This window comes from Pseudoalteromonas sp. SWXJZ94C (assembly GCF_015864385.1).
In the GTDB taxonomy this organism is placed as follows: domain Bacteria; phylum Pseudomonadota; class Gammaproteobacteria; order Enterobacterales; family Alteromonadaceae; genus Pseudoalteromonas.
On record NZ_JADYXF010000012.1, the window covers coordinates 25,184 to 44,077 of the forward strand.

Annotated in this window: 10 protein-coding genes and 1 pseudogene; 10 read left to right on the plus strand and 1 reads right to left on the minus strand. The window is 40.0% G+C overall.

Annotated elements, in window-relative coordinates; all coding sequences use genetic code 11:
* The first annotated feature begins 121 nt into the window (after window positions 1–121).
* From I6F65_RS06970 to I6F65_RS07015, 10 genes and pseudogenes are all read left to right on the plus strand, one after another.
* On the plus strand, window positions 122–1,717 hold the full coding sequence (locus I6F65_RS06970; RefSeq protein ID WP_197112174.1) for an MFS transporter: 1,596 nt from the start codon (window positions 122–124) through the stop codon (window positions 1,715–1,717).
* On the plus strand, window positions 1,714–2,652 hold the full coding sequence (locus I6F65_RS06975; RefSeq protein ID WP_197112175.1) for a sugar kinase: 939 nt from the start codon (window positions 1,714–1,716) through the stop codon (window positions 2,650–2,652). Before I6F65_RS06970 ends, I6F65_RS06975 begins: the two co-directional genes overlap by 4 nt.
* Before the next feature lie 9 nt (window positions 2,653–2,661).
* A complete protein-coding gene (locus I6F65_RS06980; RefSeq protein ID WP_197112177.1) occupies window positions 2,662–3,744 on the plus strand; it encodes a glycosyl hydrolase in 1,083 nt (360 codons plus the stop codon).
* 12 nt (window positions 3,745–3,756) lie between these two features.
* On the plus strand, window positions 3,757–4,812 hold the full coding sequence (locus I6F65_RS06985; protein ID WP_166419029.1) for a UDP-glucose--hexose-1-phosphate uridylyltransferase: 1,056 nt from the start codon (window positions 3,757–3,759) through the stop codon (window positions 4,810–4,812).
* Window positions 4,809–5,963 (plus strand): galactokinase, encoded by a 1,155-nt coding sequence (galK, locus tag I6F65_RS06990; protein ID WP_197112179.1) that lies wholly within the window; start codon window positions 4,809–4,811, stop codon window positions 5,961–5,963. Before I6F65_RS06985 ends, galK begins: the two co-directional genes overlap by 4 nt.
* A gap of 10 nt (window positions 5,964–5,973) precedes the next feature.
* Window positions 5,974–7,002, plus strand: coding sequence for a UDP-glucose 4-epimerase GalE (galE, locus tag I6F65_RS06995; RefSeq protein ID WP_197112182.1), 1,029 nt, complete (start codon window positions 5,974–5,976; stop codon window positions 7,000–7,002).
* 67 nt (window positions 7,003–7,069) lie between these two features.
* Window positions 7,070–9,409, plus strand: a complete 2,340-nt coding sequence (locus I6F65_RS07000) for an alkaline phosphatase D family protein (protein WP_197112184.1) — start codon at window positions 7,070–7,072, stop codon at window positions 9,407–9,409.
* 210 nt (window positions 9,410–9,619) lie between these two features.
* On the plus strand, window positions 9,620–13,090 hold the full coding sequence (locus I6F65_RS07005; protein ID WP_165741745.1) for a TonB-dependent receptor: 3,471 nt from the start codon (window positions 9,620–9,622) through the stop codon (window positions 13,088–13,090).
* Between the two features lie 547 nt (window positions 13,091–13,637).
* The gene (locus I6F65_RS07010; protein ID WP_165727481.1) at window positions 13,638–16,001 is read left to right on the plus strand and encodes an alkaline phosphatase D family protein; all 2,364 of its coding nucleotides are present in this window, start codon (window positions 13,638–13,640) and stop codon (window positions 15,999–16,001) included.
* 114 nt (window positions 16,002–16,115) lie between these two features.
* Window positions 16,116–16,612, plus strand: a pseudogene (locus I6F65_RS07015) (helix-turn-helix domain-containing protein).
* Window positions 16,613–16,682: 70 nt separating this feature from the next.
* On the opposite strand, the gene I6F65_RS07020 reads toward I6F65_RS07015, so the two are convergent.
* A complete protein-coding gene (locus tag I6F65_RS07020) occupies window positions 16,683–18,635 on the minus strand; it encodes a CRTAC1 family protein (protein ID WP_197112186.1) in 1,953 nt (650 codons plus the stop codon).
* Between the last annotated feature and the right edge of the window lie 259 nt (window positions 18,636–18,894).

Here is an 18,894-nt window from a genome sequence, read left to right on the forward strand (position 1 = left end):
AAATAGTCTCGAAGTCATTACTCATGGTTAATTGTTAACAATGTTGGGTTTTGACACTAGCACTCGCTTTATTCTCTATATAAAGCAACACACAATGATAACAACAAAGTTGGATAAAAGTATGAATGGTAGTAAACGTAATGTGTTTTTCTTTGCATTTATTGTCGCCTTTGGCGGCTTTATATTTGGATTAGACGCTGCTCTTATTTCAGGTACGGTTCGTTTTGTATCGGCAGAATTCAATTTATCAGACATTCAAATAGGCACTGTAGTGAGTGCGCCTGGTTTTGGTGTGCTATTTGCTTTAGTCATTACCGGTTACATATGCAATATGTTTGGCCGAAAAAATACTTTAATAGGCATTGCGTTTATATACATACTGTCGGCAATTGCATCGGTTTTCGCGCCAAGTTACGAGCTATTAGTTGCTGCTCGTTTTATAGGTGGATTAGCATTCACGTCTTTATCGGTCGCTGCTATGTATATAGGCGAAGTTGCACCGTCTAAGTACCGTGGTAAATTAGTGTCTATGATTCAAATAAATATTGTTGTTGGATTATCCGCAGCGTATTTTGCTAACTACTTACTTGTTGATTTAGCTCACAGTAATTTTGAGTGGGTAACACAGTGGAATGTACAAGATAATTTATGGCGCTGGATGCTAGGCGTTGAGATTATTCCTGCTATTTTATGGTTTTTATTATTATTTACTATTCCTCAAAGCCCGCGTTGGTTAGTTATGAAAGGCAACGAAACACGCGCTATAACTATCTTGCATCGTTTAAATAAAAATACTGAATTGGCCCAAGAGCAACTTAAGAGTATTAAAGAGAGCTTGGTTGATTACAGCGAAACAGGTGGGTATTTTTCTTCATTTAAACAACTACTCGAAAGTCGTGTTCGCACAGCTGTCATTATTGCTTTTACTATTGCTATTGTGCAGCAAGTGACGGGGATTAACGCCATAATGTTTTATGCTCCAACGGTGTTTGAACAACTGGGAGTCGGCACTGATGCTGCTTTTTTTAACGCTGTTTTAATTGGTTTAGTCAGTATTGTATTTACTGTGGTAGCTATTGCTTTGATAGATAAGTTAGGGCGCAGACCCCTTGTTATTTGGGGATTAGCAGCTGCAACAATTAGTTTGTTTATGTGTTATTTAGGCTTTAGCCAGGCAGAATATAGTTTGTCGGCTGAAGATATAACCTCGTTTTCAGCGTTAAACTCTATTACAGGACTGGAGCACATAATTGGTACCGTGTATCACAGTGATATTGAATTTAAGCAGGCTTTAGCGAGCGTACTTACAGCTTCGCAACAGCAATTATTTGAAAGCGATTTAATTTCACGCGCAGCAACTATAAACGCGCCACTTATATCATTTGGTATAGCGGGCTTTATTGCAGCCTTTCACTTTTCGATTGGGCCAATTATGTGGGTAATATTTTCTGAAATATTCCCGACTCGTATTCGAGGTGTGGCCATTCCTACCTTTGCATTTATAGCCAGTGTAATTAGCTATTTTGTTCAGCAGTTTTTCCCATGGCAGCTAAGTAATTTAGGCGCTGCAAACATCTTTTTACTTTATACCGTATCGGGTGTAGCCGGCTTTGCATTGTTATTTAAGTTTATGCCAGAGACTAAAAATAAATCGATAGAAGAAATTGAAGTCTACCTAGAAGGCCTACACACTAAAAAAGTACAGGAGGGTGTGTGAGTACTTTACTCGCTATTGGCGAATGTATGGTTGAGCTAGTACCAACAGGTATTAGCGAATGCAAGCAGTCATTTGCGGGCGATACTTACAATGCTCTTGTGTATGCAAAGCGTTTTGCTAACACACTAAATTGCGCGCTATTTACAGCTGTAGGTAGCGACGTACTGAGTGCCAATATGCTCAAATGTTGGCAACAAGAAGGTATTAGCACGCAAAACGTGATTACAACAGCAGACTATAACGTGGGTATTTACGCTATTTCAACGGATGCTGATGGTGAGCGAAGCTTTGATTATTGGCGTAATCAATCAGCAGCGAAGCATATGATGAGTTTATATACTCAAAAGCCATTTAATTTAGGTTTGAAAGAATCAGACTGGGTGTTTTTCAGTGGCATTAGTTTAGGTATTTTAGATGATGAATCTAAACAAGGTTTACTCACATTATTAGCTGATCTTAAAAAACAAGGCTGCACAATTGCGTTCGACCCTAATTATCGCGCGCGTATGTGGCAATCAAAAAGCCACGCTATTGAATGGCTAGAGCGTGCTTATGCGCTTAGTAATGTAGTTTTACCAGGTCTTGATGATCACCGTGTGTTATTCGGTCATTCAAGCAGTGCAGAGATTGTTAAGTACTGTACACAATTTGATATCGACGAAATTGTTATTAAAGCTGGTAGTGCCGGGATGCAGGTTTATTGCAAAGATGATATTAAAGCGTCATGTCCGTTTACACCCGCTGCAAAGCAAGTTGACAGTACAGCGGCTGGCGACTCATTTGCCGGAACCTACTTAGCCGCCAGAATGTGCGCACAAACCCCTCAAAATGCATTAGAAATGGCTGACAGTGTTGCCTCACAAGTTGTGCAGCATCAAGGCGCGATTTTACCTCTTGACGTATACCAGTCGCTAAATATAAGCCTAGGTAAGTAAGGAATTAACATGTCTGATAAAAAATTAAGTTTAGCAAGTAAGCGTGCAATAGAGCGTGGCTACGATAAATATGGCCCGCAGTGGCTGACAGAATTTGATGTGGAACCGTTGCTGGGTGATTTTGCCTATGAAGAAGGAGTTATACGTCGCGATCCTTCATCTGTTTTATACATTGATGGTGTTTATCATTGTTGGTACACCAAAGGTGAGGGGGAAACAGTTGGTTTTAATGCACAAGACTCAAGTGCAAAAGTGTTTCCTTGGGATTTAACGCAAGTTTGGCATGCAACGTCAAAAGACAGCATAACGTGGCAAGAACAAGGGGTCGCTGTGAGTCGAGGCGACGCTGGTAACTATGACGATCGCGCTATTTTTACCCCTGAAGTATTTGCGCATCAAGGTCATTATTATTTGGTTTATCAAACAGTACAAACACCTTATACAAATCGTCAGTACGAACATATTGCAATAGCTCACTCTGAATCTGCATTTGGGCCGTGGATAAAATCACCAAAACCGATTGTAAGCCCAAGCAAAGATGGTAAATGGCTTGGTGATGAAGACAGTCGTTTTGCAGTAACAGCTAAAGGTAGTTTTGATAGCCATAAAGTACACGACCCATGTTTAGTATTTTTTAATAATAAATTTTACTTGTACTACAAAGGCGAAACCCAAGGTGAAGGAATGAACTTTGGTGGTCGTGAAATAAAACACGGTGTTGCTATTGCTGATGATGTATTAGGTCCTTATGTTAAATCGCCTTATAACCCTATTTCAAATAGCGGTCATGAGGTCGTTGTTTGGAATTATAAAGGGGGTATTGCTAGTTTGCTAACAACCGATGGCCCTGAAAAAAACACCATTCAATTTGCTCAGGACGGTATTAATTTTGAAATTATGGCGCATATAAAAGGCGGTCCAGAAGCGATAGGCTTATATCGACCAGCGCAAGGGTTTGAGCAAAATCCAGCACCTGGAATTAGCTGGGGGTTGTGCCATAAATACGATGCCAGTTGGAACTGGAACTATATTTGTCGTTTTACTCCTCGTAAGCAAGTGCTCGACGCCGGTACCTTTCAAAACAGTAACTAGGGAAAGTAAACAATGAGTGAGCAACAAAATCAATTTGACCCGACAGAGCATCCACATCGGCGTTTAAACCCATTATTAAATGAATATGTGTTGGTGTCGCCACACAGGGCTAAACGCCCATGGCAAGGTCAAGAAGAAAGTGTAGATATTGAGGTTAAACCAGAATACGACGAAAGCTGCTTTTTATGTAAAGGCAATACGCGTATTAACGGCGAAGTAAATCCAGATTACAAAAACACCTTTGTGTTTACTAATGACTTTGCCGCCTTGCGTGAAGGTGTGCCTGATGTGGAGCAAACCGATCCCCTATTTAGCATGCATACAGAGCGTGGCACTGCGCGTGTTATTTGTTTTTCGCCTAATCATGCAAAAACACTACCAGAGCTTAGTGTTTCGCAAGTTACAAATGTAGTAAGCACATGGCAAGAGCAATGCGTAGAGTTATCAAAAACTTATAAATGGGTTCAGGTATTTGAAAATAAAGGTGCTGTAATGGGGTGCTCTAACCCACATCCACATGGTCAAATTTGGGCACAAAATAAATTACCTAGTTTGGTTGCGCGTAAACACGAAAACCTCAAACGATATTACGAAAAGTATAAAAGTAATTTACTGCTTGATTACGCAAAACGTGAAATTGAAAAGCAAGAACGCGTGGTTTGTGTAAACGATGATTGGCTGGTGGTTGTGCCTTATTGGGCTGCATGGCCATTTGAAACACTGCTATTGCCTCGGTTTGCGATTACTCAAATGATACAGCTGACAGACGTTCAACAAAGTAGTCTAGCTGAAATTATTAAAAATATAACAACTCGTTACGATAACTTATTTCAGTGTTCATTTCCGTACTCTATGGGCTGGCATGGCGCGCCTTATGATGGTCAAAGCCACTTATTTTGGCAATTACATGCGCAGTTTTTACCGCCATTACTACGATCAGCCAGTGTTAAAAAATTTATGGTTGGTTACGAGATGATGGCCGAAGCACAGCGTGATATTACACCCGAGCAAGCTGCCACTATTTTGAAGAAACAATCACTAACGCATTATAAAGAGAACACTAAATGAATGTTGAACAAAGCGCACGGTTAGCTTTTTCAAACCACTTTGGACACGATGCCGACTTTGTTGTCAAAGCCCCAGGGCGTGTTAATTTAATTGGTGAGCACACCGATTACAATGACGGTTTTGTACTGCCTTGTGCCATTGAATACGCTACTTACATTGCGGTGTCCCCTCGAACTGACGATGTAGTAAATGTACTTGCACTTGATTGCGATAACCAAACCGACAACTTTTTAGTAAATAAACCGCTTAATAGCCACAGTACGCAAACGTGGAGTAATTATGTTCGCGGCGTAGTTGATGAACTGCAAAAACGAAATCATAAACTCAGTGGCTGCGATATATGCATCACAGGTAATGTCCCGCAAGGAGCTGGTCTTAGTTCATCGGCTGCACTTGAGGTAGGTATTGCTTATGCATTTAATCATTTATGTGAATTGTTTATTGAGCGAAAAGACATAGCCAAAATTGCACAAGCAGCCGAAAACAATTTTGTGGGCTGCAACTGTGGAATTATGGATCAGCTTATATCGGCGTGTGGTCAGCAAGGACAAGCATTGGGTATAGATTGCCGCTCACTTGATTTAATTGAAGTGAGTATTGACCCAAAGATGACTATTTTAATGGTTAACTCAAACGTTAAACGAGGCTTGCTTGATAGTGAATATAATTTACGCCGAGAACAATGTTATGCAGGAGCAGAAGCCTTGTCTAAACCGAGCTTGCGGGAAGTAAGTATTGGTGAGTACGAAAGTAAAAAGCATACCCTTGACCCAAGTGTAGCTAAACGTGTTGAGCATATAGTGTATGAAAATGTGCGCACATTAGAAGCTATGCAAGCTTTTACTAATAACGATATAGCCAAACTAAGCACACTAATGGCACAAAGCCATGCCTCTATGCGTGATTTGTTCGAAATAACCACCTCCCAAATTGACACTCTTGTGAATATTATCGCAAAAGTAATTAATGAACACGGCGGCGTAAGAATGACGGGCGGTGGCTTTGGTGGTTGTGTAGTGGCGTTTGTTCCTAATTTTTTGGTAGAGAATGTAATTAGTGCTATTGAAACGCAGTACGAGCAACAAACAGGATTAAAAGAAACGATTTACACAAGCGTACCTTCAGCTGGTGTATCACTTATAAGAGCATAAGGACAATCTAATGAAAAAAGTACTGGTAACAGGAGGCGCGGGATATATTGGCAGCCACACTGTTTTAAGCTTATTAAAAGATGGTTTTGACGTAGTAGTAATAGACGATTTAAGTAACTCGAGTCGTGAATCGCTAACTCGCGTAGAAGCGTTATCAAAGCGAAAAGTTGAATTTATTCACGCCAGTTTACTTGATAACGATAAGTTGTCTGCCACGTTTAGCGAGCATAAATTTGATTCGGTTATTCACTTTGCAGGTTTAAAAGCGGTAGGCGAATCCATAGAAAAACCACTTGAGTATTATTATACCAACTTGGTGTCTACCTTAAATTTATGCCAATGCATGCTTAAATCTAATGTTGATAAACTCGTGTTTAGCTCATCAGCTACAGTTTATGGACAAGGCGCATCGGTGCCTTATACCGAAAGTTTACCTCTAGGGCGTGCAGCAAGCCCGTATGGGCAAACAAAGGTAATGATTGAGCAAATACTACAAGAAATAGTCGCCTCAAATACCGGTTTGCAAGTAGCCAGCCTGCGCTACTTTAATCCTATTGGCGCAGATATTAGCGGCCAAATAGGAGAAGACCCATTAGGTATTCCTAACAATTTAATGCCCTTTATTGCTCAAGTTGCTGTAGGTAAACGTGACAAATTAGCTATTTTTGGAGGCGATTACCCTACTGAAGACGGTACATGTGAGCGTGACTATATACACGTTAGTGATTTAGCGAATGGTCATATTAAAGCCCTTAAATGGCTTGGCGAGCAACACCACAGTCTATATGAAGCATTTAACCTAGGCACTGGTACTCCTTATTCTGTGCTTGGCATAGTAAAAGCATTTATTGAGTATACCGGAGTTGATATTAACTTTGACATTGTAAAGCGCCGAGATGGCGACTTAGCTGCCTTTTGGGCCGATTCATCTAAAGCCCAGTCTGTTTTAGGCTGGCAATGTCAATATACCCTCGCAGACATGATGAAAGACACATGGCGCTGGCAAAGTAATAACCCTAATGGCTACCTGAATGCATAACCCCCTTATGTAAAAACACTGTCTACACAAGGCGTCTTATTAACACACAATAATAAAGGTGATTAAAATGAAACGGAGAAGTTTTTTAAAACTCAGCGCTGGTCTACTAAGTTCAAGCCTGTTAAGTGGTTGCAGCGGATTATTTGCATCATACCGAGGTGACTTAACCTCAACTGCGCCATTAGATAATACTAATTTTAGTAAGCAGGTGTGGCTTGGTAAGCATTTTTGGGGCAACAGACTACAAGATTGGCAGCGTATAGGTAATGAGCTTTTATGTACCCGAGAAGGAAAAGATTTTGAAGCGCGTACTGTATCGTTACTCACCAGGCAACTTAATGGCTCATTACAAAGTGGGCGTATAAAAGCCACCGTACGCAATTTAACACCGAATGAAGAGGGCTTTTGTGGATTTTTATTAGGAATTGGCAAAGGTGAGCTATCAGCTAAAGGTGCTGCTTTAGCACAGCGAGCTGGTGGCGAAAATGGCGGAATAATTGCCGCCTTTGACAGTTTAGGTAAATTATCATTTAGACAGTTTGATGATGAAAGCAAAGCGCTTGATTTTACTATTATTAATCGTACTCCATTTAATATACAACAATATAAAAGCGGCGATAAAATAACACTCGATTGCCATTTAGACCCAATAGATGCACACCATTTTGATATTCGTCTTGTGGCAAGTAACACAAATACAGCCCAGGAGTTAGGATTTGCAGTACTTCACAAAGTACCCGCAGATCAACTGCAAGGGGGGATTTCGTTATTAAGCTCCTCAGAGCCTTTTGTAGCAGGCGCACGTTGGGGGTTTAGTGATATTGAAACCGGTGGCGGTAAAATAACTCTAAATAATGCCAATACCTTAGGCCCGGTTATGGGGTGTATGTATAGCGTTAATAAACAGGTACTCAAGTTATCTTGTCAGTTAATGCCTATTAATATTAAAGAATTTTCACGCGTAGAGCTGCAATATAAGTTTGAAAACCAATTGGATTGGCAGCATGCAGGCACAGCAAAAATTGAAGATGGGTTTGTAGCAAGGTTTAGGTTAAGTAATTGGAACTATTTAAAACAAGCTCAATACAGAATTGTTAACCCACAAAAGCCTGAAGACACTTTATACTTTGGCACTATTGCTAAGGACCCACAAAATACTAAAGAATTCACGATTGCATTGTACTCTTGTATTATTCCTACTTCTAAAAGCTTAGACAACACACATTACACACGCCTTATTAGTAGCGAGCGCGATTTAGGACGTTACACCAAAGACAATATTTTATTTCCTCACACTGAACTTGTAGAAAATGCTAATTACCATAACCCTGATATGTATGTCTTTTGTGGCGATCAGTACTACGAAACATACCCGACTCGCTATGGTCGCCACACCAAAGATGCCAAACTAGATACCTTATATAAATGGTACTTATGGTACTGGGCGTTTGCCGATAGTATAAAAGATAAGCCTACACTTGTTTTAGTTGATGACCATGATGTGCTGCAAGGTAACTTGTGGGGCGATGGAGCCGAGCACTCCGATATGCCAAAAGAAGAAGACGGCGGTTATAAGTGGGACAAAGACCTTGTTAGAATGATCTACCGTATGCAAAATGGGCATAATCCGGACCCTTACGATCCCACACCGATAAAATATGATATTCCGGTTAGTTATGCTGCATTTGAATATGGCGGTATTAGTTTTGCGATGGTTGAGGATCGTAAATTTAAAACGCCACCTGACTACAAAGCTAATAAGCTTGCCACAACGGGTGAGTTATTAGGTAAACGCCAAGAAGCCTTTTTAAAAGACTGGCAAACTATGCACCCGGGTAAACCTAAAATATGTATTACAGCTTCCATGTGGGGGTCGCCTCAAACCGATGAAAATGGCAAAGCATTAATAGATTACGATGCAAATGGCTACCCGGCTGATGGGCGTACACGCGCAGTAAAACTAGTAAGTGACGCTAACGCATTAGTAATTGCGGGAGATCAACACCTCGGATTGCTTGCCTATCAAGGAATCAATACTTTTGATGATGGCAGCTTGTTTTTTGCAGGCCCAGCTAGCGCAGCATTTTGGCAGCGATGGTTTGAACCCTACGCACCTTTACCAAATCAGCGAAACAACGACAAAAACACCGGTGATTTTACCGACACGTTTGGCAATAAAATGCGAGTTCTAGCGGCAGCTAACCCAAAAGTTACGCATAAACTTTTTGCTAAACAAAATACAACGTGGGGTAAGTTTTTAGCTGACAGAAACTTAAAAAGTGAAGGTTATGGAATTATTAAAATAAACCATGCAAAAAAATATTATCAATTAGAGTGCTGGGAGTGGAATACAGATCCATCAACAGAAAAGCAGTTTACTGGTTGGCCGTATATAAAAGAATTTTGATTAGGCTAGAACTATTGACGATAAACTCTGTGTAAATATTTACTTTAACACTGTTACTTAAGAGCAATTTAATGCTTACGCATTAAGTTGGTTTTTTATAATCAAATAAATATTGTTAACAAAATACAGTTGACAATTGTTTGGTTATTATATTATTGTTTACAAAAGATTAACCTGACAACATAATAATACCTTAGAAAGGGAACACACATGACAATCATCAACAAAGCGTTCAAGTTGAGCGCGATTACAGCTGCAGTACTTGCAACACAATTGGTTTACGCCAAGCAAGACGAAAGCACACAAGAAAAACCGAAAGTAGAAGCCGATATTGAAATAATTGAAGTCAGCGGGTTAGCCGCCAGTCTCAAAAAATCTATTAATGATAAGCGTTTTGCTGAAAACGTTGTTGATTCGATTAACGCGGAAGATATAGGTAAGTCTACCGATCAAAATATTGCTGATGCGCTTTCGCGTGTAACTGGTGTATCAGTACAATCCGTTGATGGTGAAGGTGCACGAATATCTGTGCGTGGTGCTAACTCACAACAAAACAATATTAGCATGAATGGTGTGCAATTAGGTTCTACAGGTTTTAGCCAAGGCGTAGACTTATCGCAGTATTCATCCGATATTTTATCTAAAATTGAAGTGGTAAAAACACCGAGTGCAGATCATGAAGAGGGTTCGCTAGGCGCAAATATCAATCTTTCGACTACAAAGCCGCTTGATTTAAATTATGAAATTTCCACTATGACTTTAGAAGGTAGGTACAACGATTTATCTGATAAAGAAAATTATAAAATATCGGGTACGATGTCGAAAAAGCTTTTTGACGATACCTTTGGCGTGGTTTTTACTGCAGTTAAAGAGACTAACGAATACCGAAAAGACCAATACTCTGCTACAGAGTGGACAGCAGTTCAGTCGCCTTTAGCAACAGATACAAATGGCAACGTTGTTGAAAATGCGGTAGGTATTACACCTCGTTTAGTTAATTATCAGCTTTTTGATAGTCAAAATGACCGCACCAGTATTAACTTAGGTTTGCAGTGGCGAGCAAGTGAAAACACAGAGTTTAACTTTAACGCAAACCTTGCAAAACAAGATGTTAATAACTCAATGCATGGTATTAATACGCGCTCAATGGAAACTAAAAACTTAGTTGAAGGTGAAGACCCAGGCCTTTCTGGCGTGACAGCTAAATTTACTGATCCTGAAGCTAGCTGGCGTACAATCGATTTAAAAACGAATACATTTACTAAATTTATCAACCGCTTTGGTAACGGTGGTTTAGTGCAGTCAGAAGGTGAATTTGAAAATAAAAACCAAGTTTACTCACTTGATATGAATCACGGTTTTAGTGACTCATTTTCGATGGAAGCTGGCGTTGGGTACTCTAAAACGCAGCAAATACCAGAAAACTCAGTGTACGTTGCACTGCAAAATTTTGCCAATATTAGTGCATGGAGCTTAGTAAATGTGCCACCAGAGGATATGGAGCCTGTTGGTTATGACTGTACAGCAGGCGGTCCGTGTAAATTAGTTACAGGCACCGGCTTAATTGATTACGGCGAAAACGACACTTTTGGTGACCCAACAAATCTATGGGATAACTACAGCACCACGGGATTTAATCCGGATGAGCTAAAAGCGCAGCATTTATCGTACATGGGCAGAACCCTCAACGAAGTCGAAGATGAACAAAAATCGCTCTTTGTCGATTTTGATTACGTGCTTGACACAAGCTATGTACGCTCAATTGAATTTGGTGCAAAATGGTCAAAACGTACAAAATATGTAGATGCTCAGCAAGGTGCCTTTAATAGTGTAGGCGAGGGGGTTGTAGTTATAAACCCTGCAACAGGCCAACCTGCAGTACTTGGTAGCGGTTTAAGAGATATTTCTGGTGATTTAATAACCAACGGTGAAGGGTTTCCTGTTGACGATTTTATGGCTGATTTAGGTTATGGCCGCGACAATGTAACCGATGGGTGGAATCGATTTTCGGCTTTTAAAGCATTTGAAGTAGCTTTAGGGAGTCCAGAAGTTGCTTTTGCCACAGACGATTCAAACACTCGCAATACAGAGCTAGATAACTTAGCATTTTACACCAAGCTAAATTTTGAATTAGCAGATGGACGTGTTACAGGTGATGTGGGTGTGCGTTATGTAAAAACGACTGTAGAAGTGCAAGGTGCATCGGGTGTACAGTTTGCATTTGACCCTTCAAATAATGCTCGTTTAATGGACCCATTTAAATTAGCAGAGTTGCGTGATACTAGCTTACCACTGTGTGCTGCAACGCAATTTTATGGTGCAGATTACAACGAAGAAATACGCTGGTCGAGAACCGATGGTCTAGGCTACGACACAAAAGGCACTATTGATAAATCAGACGATGTGGCTATTCCTGCTCAAGGCGCGTGTCATGATCCTAACGCTGTACGTGGTAATCCAAATGAATCTGAGTGGTGGTTATGGCGCCATTCTGATGTATCAACCGAAAAAAACTGGATATATGGCGAGCGTAAATTTGATGCAAATGGAAACTTATTACCAACAGAAGACAGAAGCTTACGCTCGTTTGCAGTAACTGGTGAGCACGACTACGATTTGTTTTTACCCAGTATCAATATTAACTACTTGCAAAGTGAAGACACCATTATTCGTTTTGCAGCATCTAAAACAATGGCTCGTCCACAAATAGATTCACTACGTCCTGGTTTTAAAGTAAGAGAAACACAATGGGGCGGTGAAAACCGTAACAACTCAATTACGCTTACCAATCCTAAACTCGATCCACTTGAATCAATAAACCTTGATTTATCATATGAATGGTATTTCAACGATTCGGGATTATTAGCAGCATCATTATTTTATAAAGACATGACAAACTTTGAAGAGTCTGAAACGATTGTTACCTACATGGATGACCTACGTGGAGTGGGACTCGAAGAGGGCGAATCTTATAACCCAGACGATTTAGTACTTATTGCAGGCCAAGATAGCTTAGAAAAATGTATGCCTAAGCGTTTTCAAGGTGGCCAGGATTATCAAAAAGAGTGGATGTATTCGGGCGACTTAGAGCAAATGTGTGCCAAATTTAACACCACCCGAATTAAAAATGGTAAAGGGGCAAGTATTAAAGGGTTAGAGCTTCAATACATGCAAACCTACGATAACTTACCGGGTATTTGGTCCGGCCTTGGCTTGCAGGCTAACTATACATATCAAGACAGTAAGTACGATCAAGAAGTATCATCGATTGATAATAATGTAAAAATTCCTTCATTGGCGGTTGCCTATACGCCAGAGCATAGCTACAACGTAACGGGTTTTTGGGAAAAAGATGGTCATCAATTACGTCTATCTTACCAAGGGACAACCGATCAGCTAGTACAACGCTCATGGGAAAACGGATCGCTGTGGGAAGAGGGACGTAAAACGCTCGACTTTTCTGCAAGTTATAAAGTAAATAACTACATGACGGTATCACTACAAGTTGCCAATGTAACCGACGAAGGCGTACGCCAATACTTTACCAGTCGTTTCTTAAATGCTGGTGGCCAAACGTTTTCTGAAGGCAGCCCGCTTGAAGGCGATGCAACTAAATCACGTACTGTTTACGCATATAAAACAGGCCGGACATTGAGACTTAATACCCGTATTAATTTCTAAATTTTTAATCTAATAAAAAGCCCGCAGCATTTCTGCGGGCTTTTTGGCTTTTGTTACTTGTCTCGTCCTGAAATGTGTTTACACATTTAGGACTTATTATGACCAAGTCAAATAATACACCGATTAAAAGAACACACCGATTAAAAGAACACACGAGATTATTCATTAGGCTTTAAATTGCAAGTTGTCGACGCTGTAGAAAAAGGCGATATGACTTATAAACAAGCCCAAAAAATTTATTAACTGAAAGTGGAGAATCTATCTCATTTTAGAAATTGTTACTGTAGTTTTCTCATAGTGGGAAGCTCTAATCGGTTATCTAAACAAAGCTTTATATAGGGCGGGTTAAGAAAACTATCTGCAATAATACCTTTTTATAACAAGCTAGCTAAAATATTTAGTGTCTAGGTAAACATCTCTGATAATACTTGCAATTAACTTTTATCAATTTGTAACCGTTTTTAGAAAAAAAAAATGCTGATCTTTAGTAAAAAATCAAATATAGTTTGTTTACTGTTAACAATATTTGATTTGTGAGATTAAAACTATGAACAAAAACATATCTCGTCGTTCAGTCCTCAAAATGCTTGCTGCTGGTGTTGCTGCTACAGGAATTTCTGGTTGCACTAGCAGTTTTGGGACAGTGGCTTCAACAACTACCCGCGGTACTAAATCTCATCATGATAATTGGTATAAAACGTATGATAGAGTATGGCTTGGAAAACAATATTGGGCTAATCCAATGGAGGATTGGCGCGTAGTTAATGGTGCTGCTGAATGTAGAAGTAGAGGTGGTAATCGTAGTGTTCATTCACTCACTCACCAAATAGCGCATCTTGACCAATCTTTTACAATGTCGGTGCAAGTGTCTCGCTTAGAGCAAAACAGCAACGATGGTGGCGCGGGTATTCGTCTTGGTGCTAAAAGTGAATTAAATGAATACCGTAGTAATTGTTTTGTACAGCAGGGTTATGACCTTGGTATTAAAAACAACGATTTAGTGTTAGGCAATAACACCGTGCCTATATCGATTCCGATAGAGGATCAAGCTGTTACTTTAACGCTGACTGGAACACCTCAATCAGGTGCCATGGCTTTAGAGTTAACGGTTAGTTTAACGTCGTCAGGAAAAGTGATAGGTACTCTCACTCATTTGGCTGCAGCCACTGAATTATTAGGCAATGTGGCGTTGGTGAGTAACTTTTCGATTCCATCCGTCACATATGAAAATGCACCTGAAGACAAGTTGGGCGCACGATATAAATTTAGTAATTGGACCATGCAAGGTGAAGCATTTTCAGTAATAGATGAACAAGCGTTTGGTCCGATACTTTGGACTATGTATTCGTTAAACGATACATTGAGTGATGAAGGCTTTGTGATGAAGTTGAGTGCTTACACAGGGCCTATAGGTGAACAAGATAATCAGCAAATAGAACTACAAATACAGCGTGATGATCAGTGGCTCGCTATTGATTCGCAAGTCATAGACCATGATGGCTGGTTGGCGACCTTTCGTATTGCTAATTGGGATGAAACACGCGATACGCCTTTTCGGGTTGTATACCGTGAAAAACACACAGATGGTACACAAACCCCAGATATATATTCAGGGATTATAAAAGCGAACCCAGCGAGTGAAAAATTACGAATGGCCGCGCTCACGTGTCAAAATGATTATGGTTTTCCGTACCAACCTGTTGCTCAAAATGTCGAAAAACTAAACCCCGATTTGGTGTTCTTTTCTGGTGATCAAATTTATGAAAGTCATGGCGGATTTGGTGTAATTCGTACTCCAGATAATTTAGCGATTTTAAATTACTTACGCAAATTCTATCAGTTTGGCTTGGCTTTCAAAGAGGTAATGCGTAATCAACCGACAATTTGTTTGCCCGATGATCATGATGTACTCCAAGGTAATTTGTGGGGGGAAGGTGGTGCAAGGATGGAAAACATTTCCAAAGACCCTTCAGCAAGTGCATTAGGTGGTTATATTGATTCTGCACGCGTGATAAATATGATACATAAAACCACTCTCAACCATAATCCAGATCCTTATGATCCAACGCCAACTAATGGTATTAGCTCGTATTATGGCACTATGCTATATGGCGGTGTCGGTTTTGCGATTCTTGCCGACAGACAATGGAAAAGTGGCCCAGAGCGTATTAATGTTGCGGTTGGCGAAACGGGACAAGATGAAGACCCACTTTTTTATAATCCTATATTCAATCCCCCCGGCTTAGACCTGTTAGGAAACCGCCAAGAGAACTTTCTTATAAAGTGGGGTAATGATTGGCGTGGGCATAAATTAAAAGCGGTATTAAGTCAAACGGTGTTTGCTGCTATTTCTACTCATCAGCCCCTACCTGATCGCTTCTTGAAATATGATTTTGATTCGAGTGGTTGGCCTGCATCTGCACGTAACCGTGCAATTGACGCAATGCGTGACTCTATGGCGTTACATATTTGTGGAGATACCCATTTAGGTTCTTTATCGCAATATGGCGTAAACCAGCAAAGAGATAGCAATTGGGCTTTTTGTACGCCAGCTATTTCTGCCGGTTGGCCAAGATGGTGGAAACCTGATTCGATGAGCATGCCTTACCAAAACCGGCCAGCACACGGCCTTGGCGAAACTGGCGAATATAATGACACTTTCGGTAATAAGATTTATGTCTATGCGGTAGGAAATCCACAGGTTGGTAAATCCAGTAATCGTTATGTAAAGGCACATGAGAAAGGGAGTGGTTTTGGCTTTATTACATTTGATTCTGAAAAGCTGACATACACAATGGAAGCATATAAGTTTTTAATAGATATAGCCGATGGTAAAGCAAGTAATCAGTATCCAGGATGGCCAGTAACTATTCATCAACAAGAGAATAAAGGCAAAAATATATTAAGTTAACTTATATGTATTAGTTCAGACAATATCTGACAATTCAACTTGAAAAAGTGAGAGTTACCCGTTTTGATAAAGGTGTCGAATCTTTAAATCAAAACAAACAAAAAGGTAACTCTCATGTTGCACACTAACAACCCAACCATAAAACACAAAGCCGGTTTACTTAACCTTGCTGAAGAACTAGGCAATGTATCAAGAGCCTGTAAAGTCATGGGCGTATCACGAGATACATTTTATCGTTATCAAGAACTCGTTAATGAGGGGGGATTGATGCGTTAATCGAAAAGAACCACCGTACACTAAATATAAAGAATCGCGTTGACGAAGAAACAGAGCAAGCCGTCATTAAATATGCAGTTGACTATCCTGCTCACGGCCATCATAGAAGCAGCAATGAGCTTCGTAAATTAGGCGTGTTTTTTTCAGGTAGTGGTGTTCGTTCAATTGTTAGCTATACGCTTAAGGAAGAACTATAAAAAGATCTGGACGAATGGATGGATTACTACAACAATGATCGGACTCATCAAGGGAAAGTATGTTGCGGTCGAACACCACTTAAAACATCACTGGATGGAAAAACGGTTTGGGCAGAAAATAATTTAGCTCAAATCTAAACTAACAGTCATCATTAGAAAAATGGGTAACTGTCAGATCAAGCCTGAGCTAGTACATATTAAACAGGACTTACTTAAATTCTCCCACTTTTATTAGTGAGTCTACCTTAACATTAGTGAGCGTTTTTTGGCTGCCATCTCGCCATGTAATTACAACTGATGAAAGCGTATCAGCTTGTGCTAATCCAAAATGCACAATATTAAGTAAGCTTTGCGAGTGAGTAGCACTTTGTGAGCCAATAACTTGATATTGGTTCGCAGTTGCTGTTTTAATTTGTACTTTTGCACCATACGGATCAACCCCACTTTTTGAGTATCCAACTCTAATAAGGGTGAAGTGGGCGTGACTTAACTCAGTGGTATTTTTATATAAATGCCATTGGCCGTTATCTTCATCTCCGCTTAGTAGGTCGAGTTTTCCATCTAGGTTAAAGTCAAATGCGGCTCCCATATCGCCGTGTGAGTCTAAGCCACGTTCGGTATCAGCGTTGTGAGTGATTGTTGCTTTAAATTTGTAATCACCTTGGTTAATGAGTAAAACATCAGCAACTCGCTCTTTTAGTTCGCCAAAGCGATAGACCATAAAGTCTATTTTTGTGTCGTTATTAAAATCGCCGGGTACAACTCCCCAGTTATTACTGTTTGTTAATGCTGATAATTTAGATGAAATATCAACCAGCTTACCATTATCGTTACGTAGTAATACATCAGGAAGGGCGAGATTTTGTGGTTGCCAATCGCTTTGATAGTTTTTTACATTTTTGAATGATGCGCGTACATCCCATGCAAGGTTGTCGGTAAGTACCCATTCCACTCGCCATTTATTATTCCCTAAATACCCAATGTACCAGCCGGTTTTATCAAGCTTAGTTGGAAACCCTTGCGCTTTTTTCTGGCTAATGGTGGTGTTTTTACTAGGTGTATTTATTAGTTCTTTTTTCTCACCTATGTATACATCCATTTGGCTTAATAGCTTGGCACGCGGGAAGTGATAAAAGTCACTTAGTATAAGACTTCCTGAGTTTGTGTTGTCGGTAATGAGTGTTATGCCATCGTGGCTTTTATTACCTTCATCACGCAGGTCTAGCCGTTTGCTGCCTTTATTAAACGATAGACTGTTATTAGCGATAGCGTAGCTTAGCTTTCCGCGAGCAAGGTAGTAGTCCATATCGCCGTCGTTATCTATATCAGCTTGTGCAACTGCGAGCGTGCCTTTGTAGGCTTCACTATTTGCACCTAATAGATCTTTAGTAACATTGGCAAAGGTAAAGTCGTTATTACCTTGATAAATAGTTAAATCGTTGTATCCATCAAAAGCAAAAATATCGAGTATGTCATCGTTATTGTAATCGGTTAATAATACACGCTCGGCTTTTATATTTTCAAAAGTAGCTGATGGGTGATAAGTAAACTTTCCATTACCGAGATTTTCAAAAATGATATTGCGTGGTGAGTTTTCGTGAATTAATTTTTCGGCGTTTACTTGTATAAAATCAAGATCACCATCGGCATCTACATCAACCCAGCGCACAGAGCGCCCGCGAGCCCCCATTTTAGATAAGCCAGCTTCAACAGTTTTATCTTCAAATTTACCATTATTGTTCTTAAGTAGTCGCTGGGGTTGAGGTGTGGTGCCATTTCCACCGCCTAGGGCAATAAGTACGTCGAGATCGCCATCGTTGTCGTAATCACCGGCCGACATACCGTGTAGATCTGCTCGTGGAAAAATATCGTTTTGTAGTGTGTATGTGCCATCTCCATTTGCCATAAATAAACGAATAGGGGTGGTGTCGTGATTTGTTAGCAGCAGATCATAATGACCATCACTGTTTATATCGGCAATGGTAGGGCCGCCATACTTCCAGTTTTTTTGTGTTATTAAGCCTGCTTGTTCAGACACATCAGAAAATACAACGTTATTACTTGTTTGGCTACTGGGCGTTTGTGTGTTTTGGCTGCATCCCGCTAAGCTTATAGCGCTAATTATCAGTAAGCTAAGAATTGATTTTTTGTTTTTAATCACTATAGTCCCTCTTTACATTGTGTTAATTGTTGACAATATAGGTTGAAAGTAAAACATACAAGTAAATTTTATTACTCAAGCCTTAATGTTTTTAACAGGCCCGCTTTACTGCTCTGAAGTTATATTAAATATTAAGAGTGGCTTTACAAACAACATACCTAGGTGTAAATTGTTAACAATAAACCATATTGAGGTGTGATAGTTCACTTTGATATTCCTCGTATCGGCATTGTTTTAATGATGCATTACTTGGTTACTA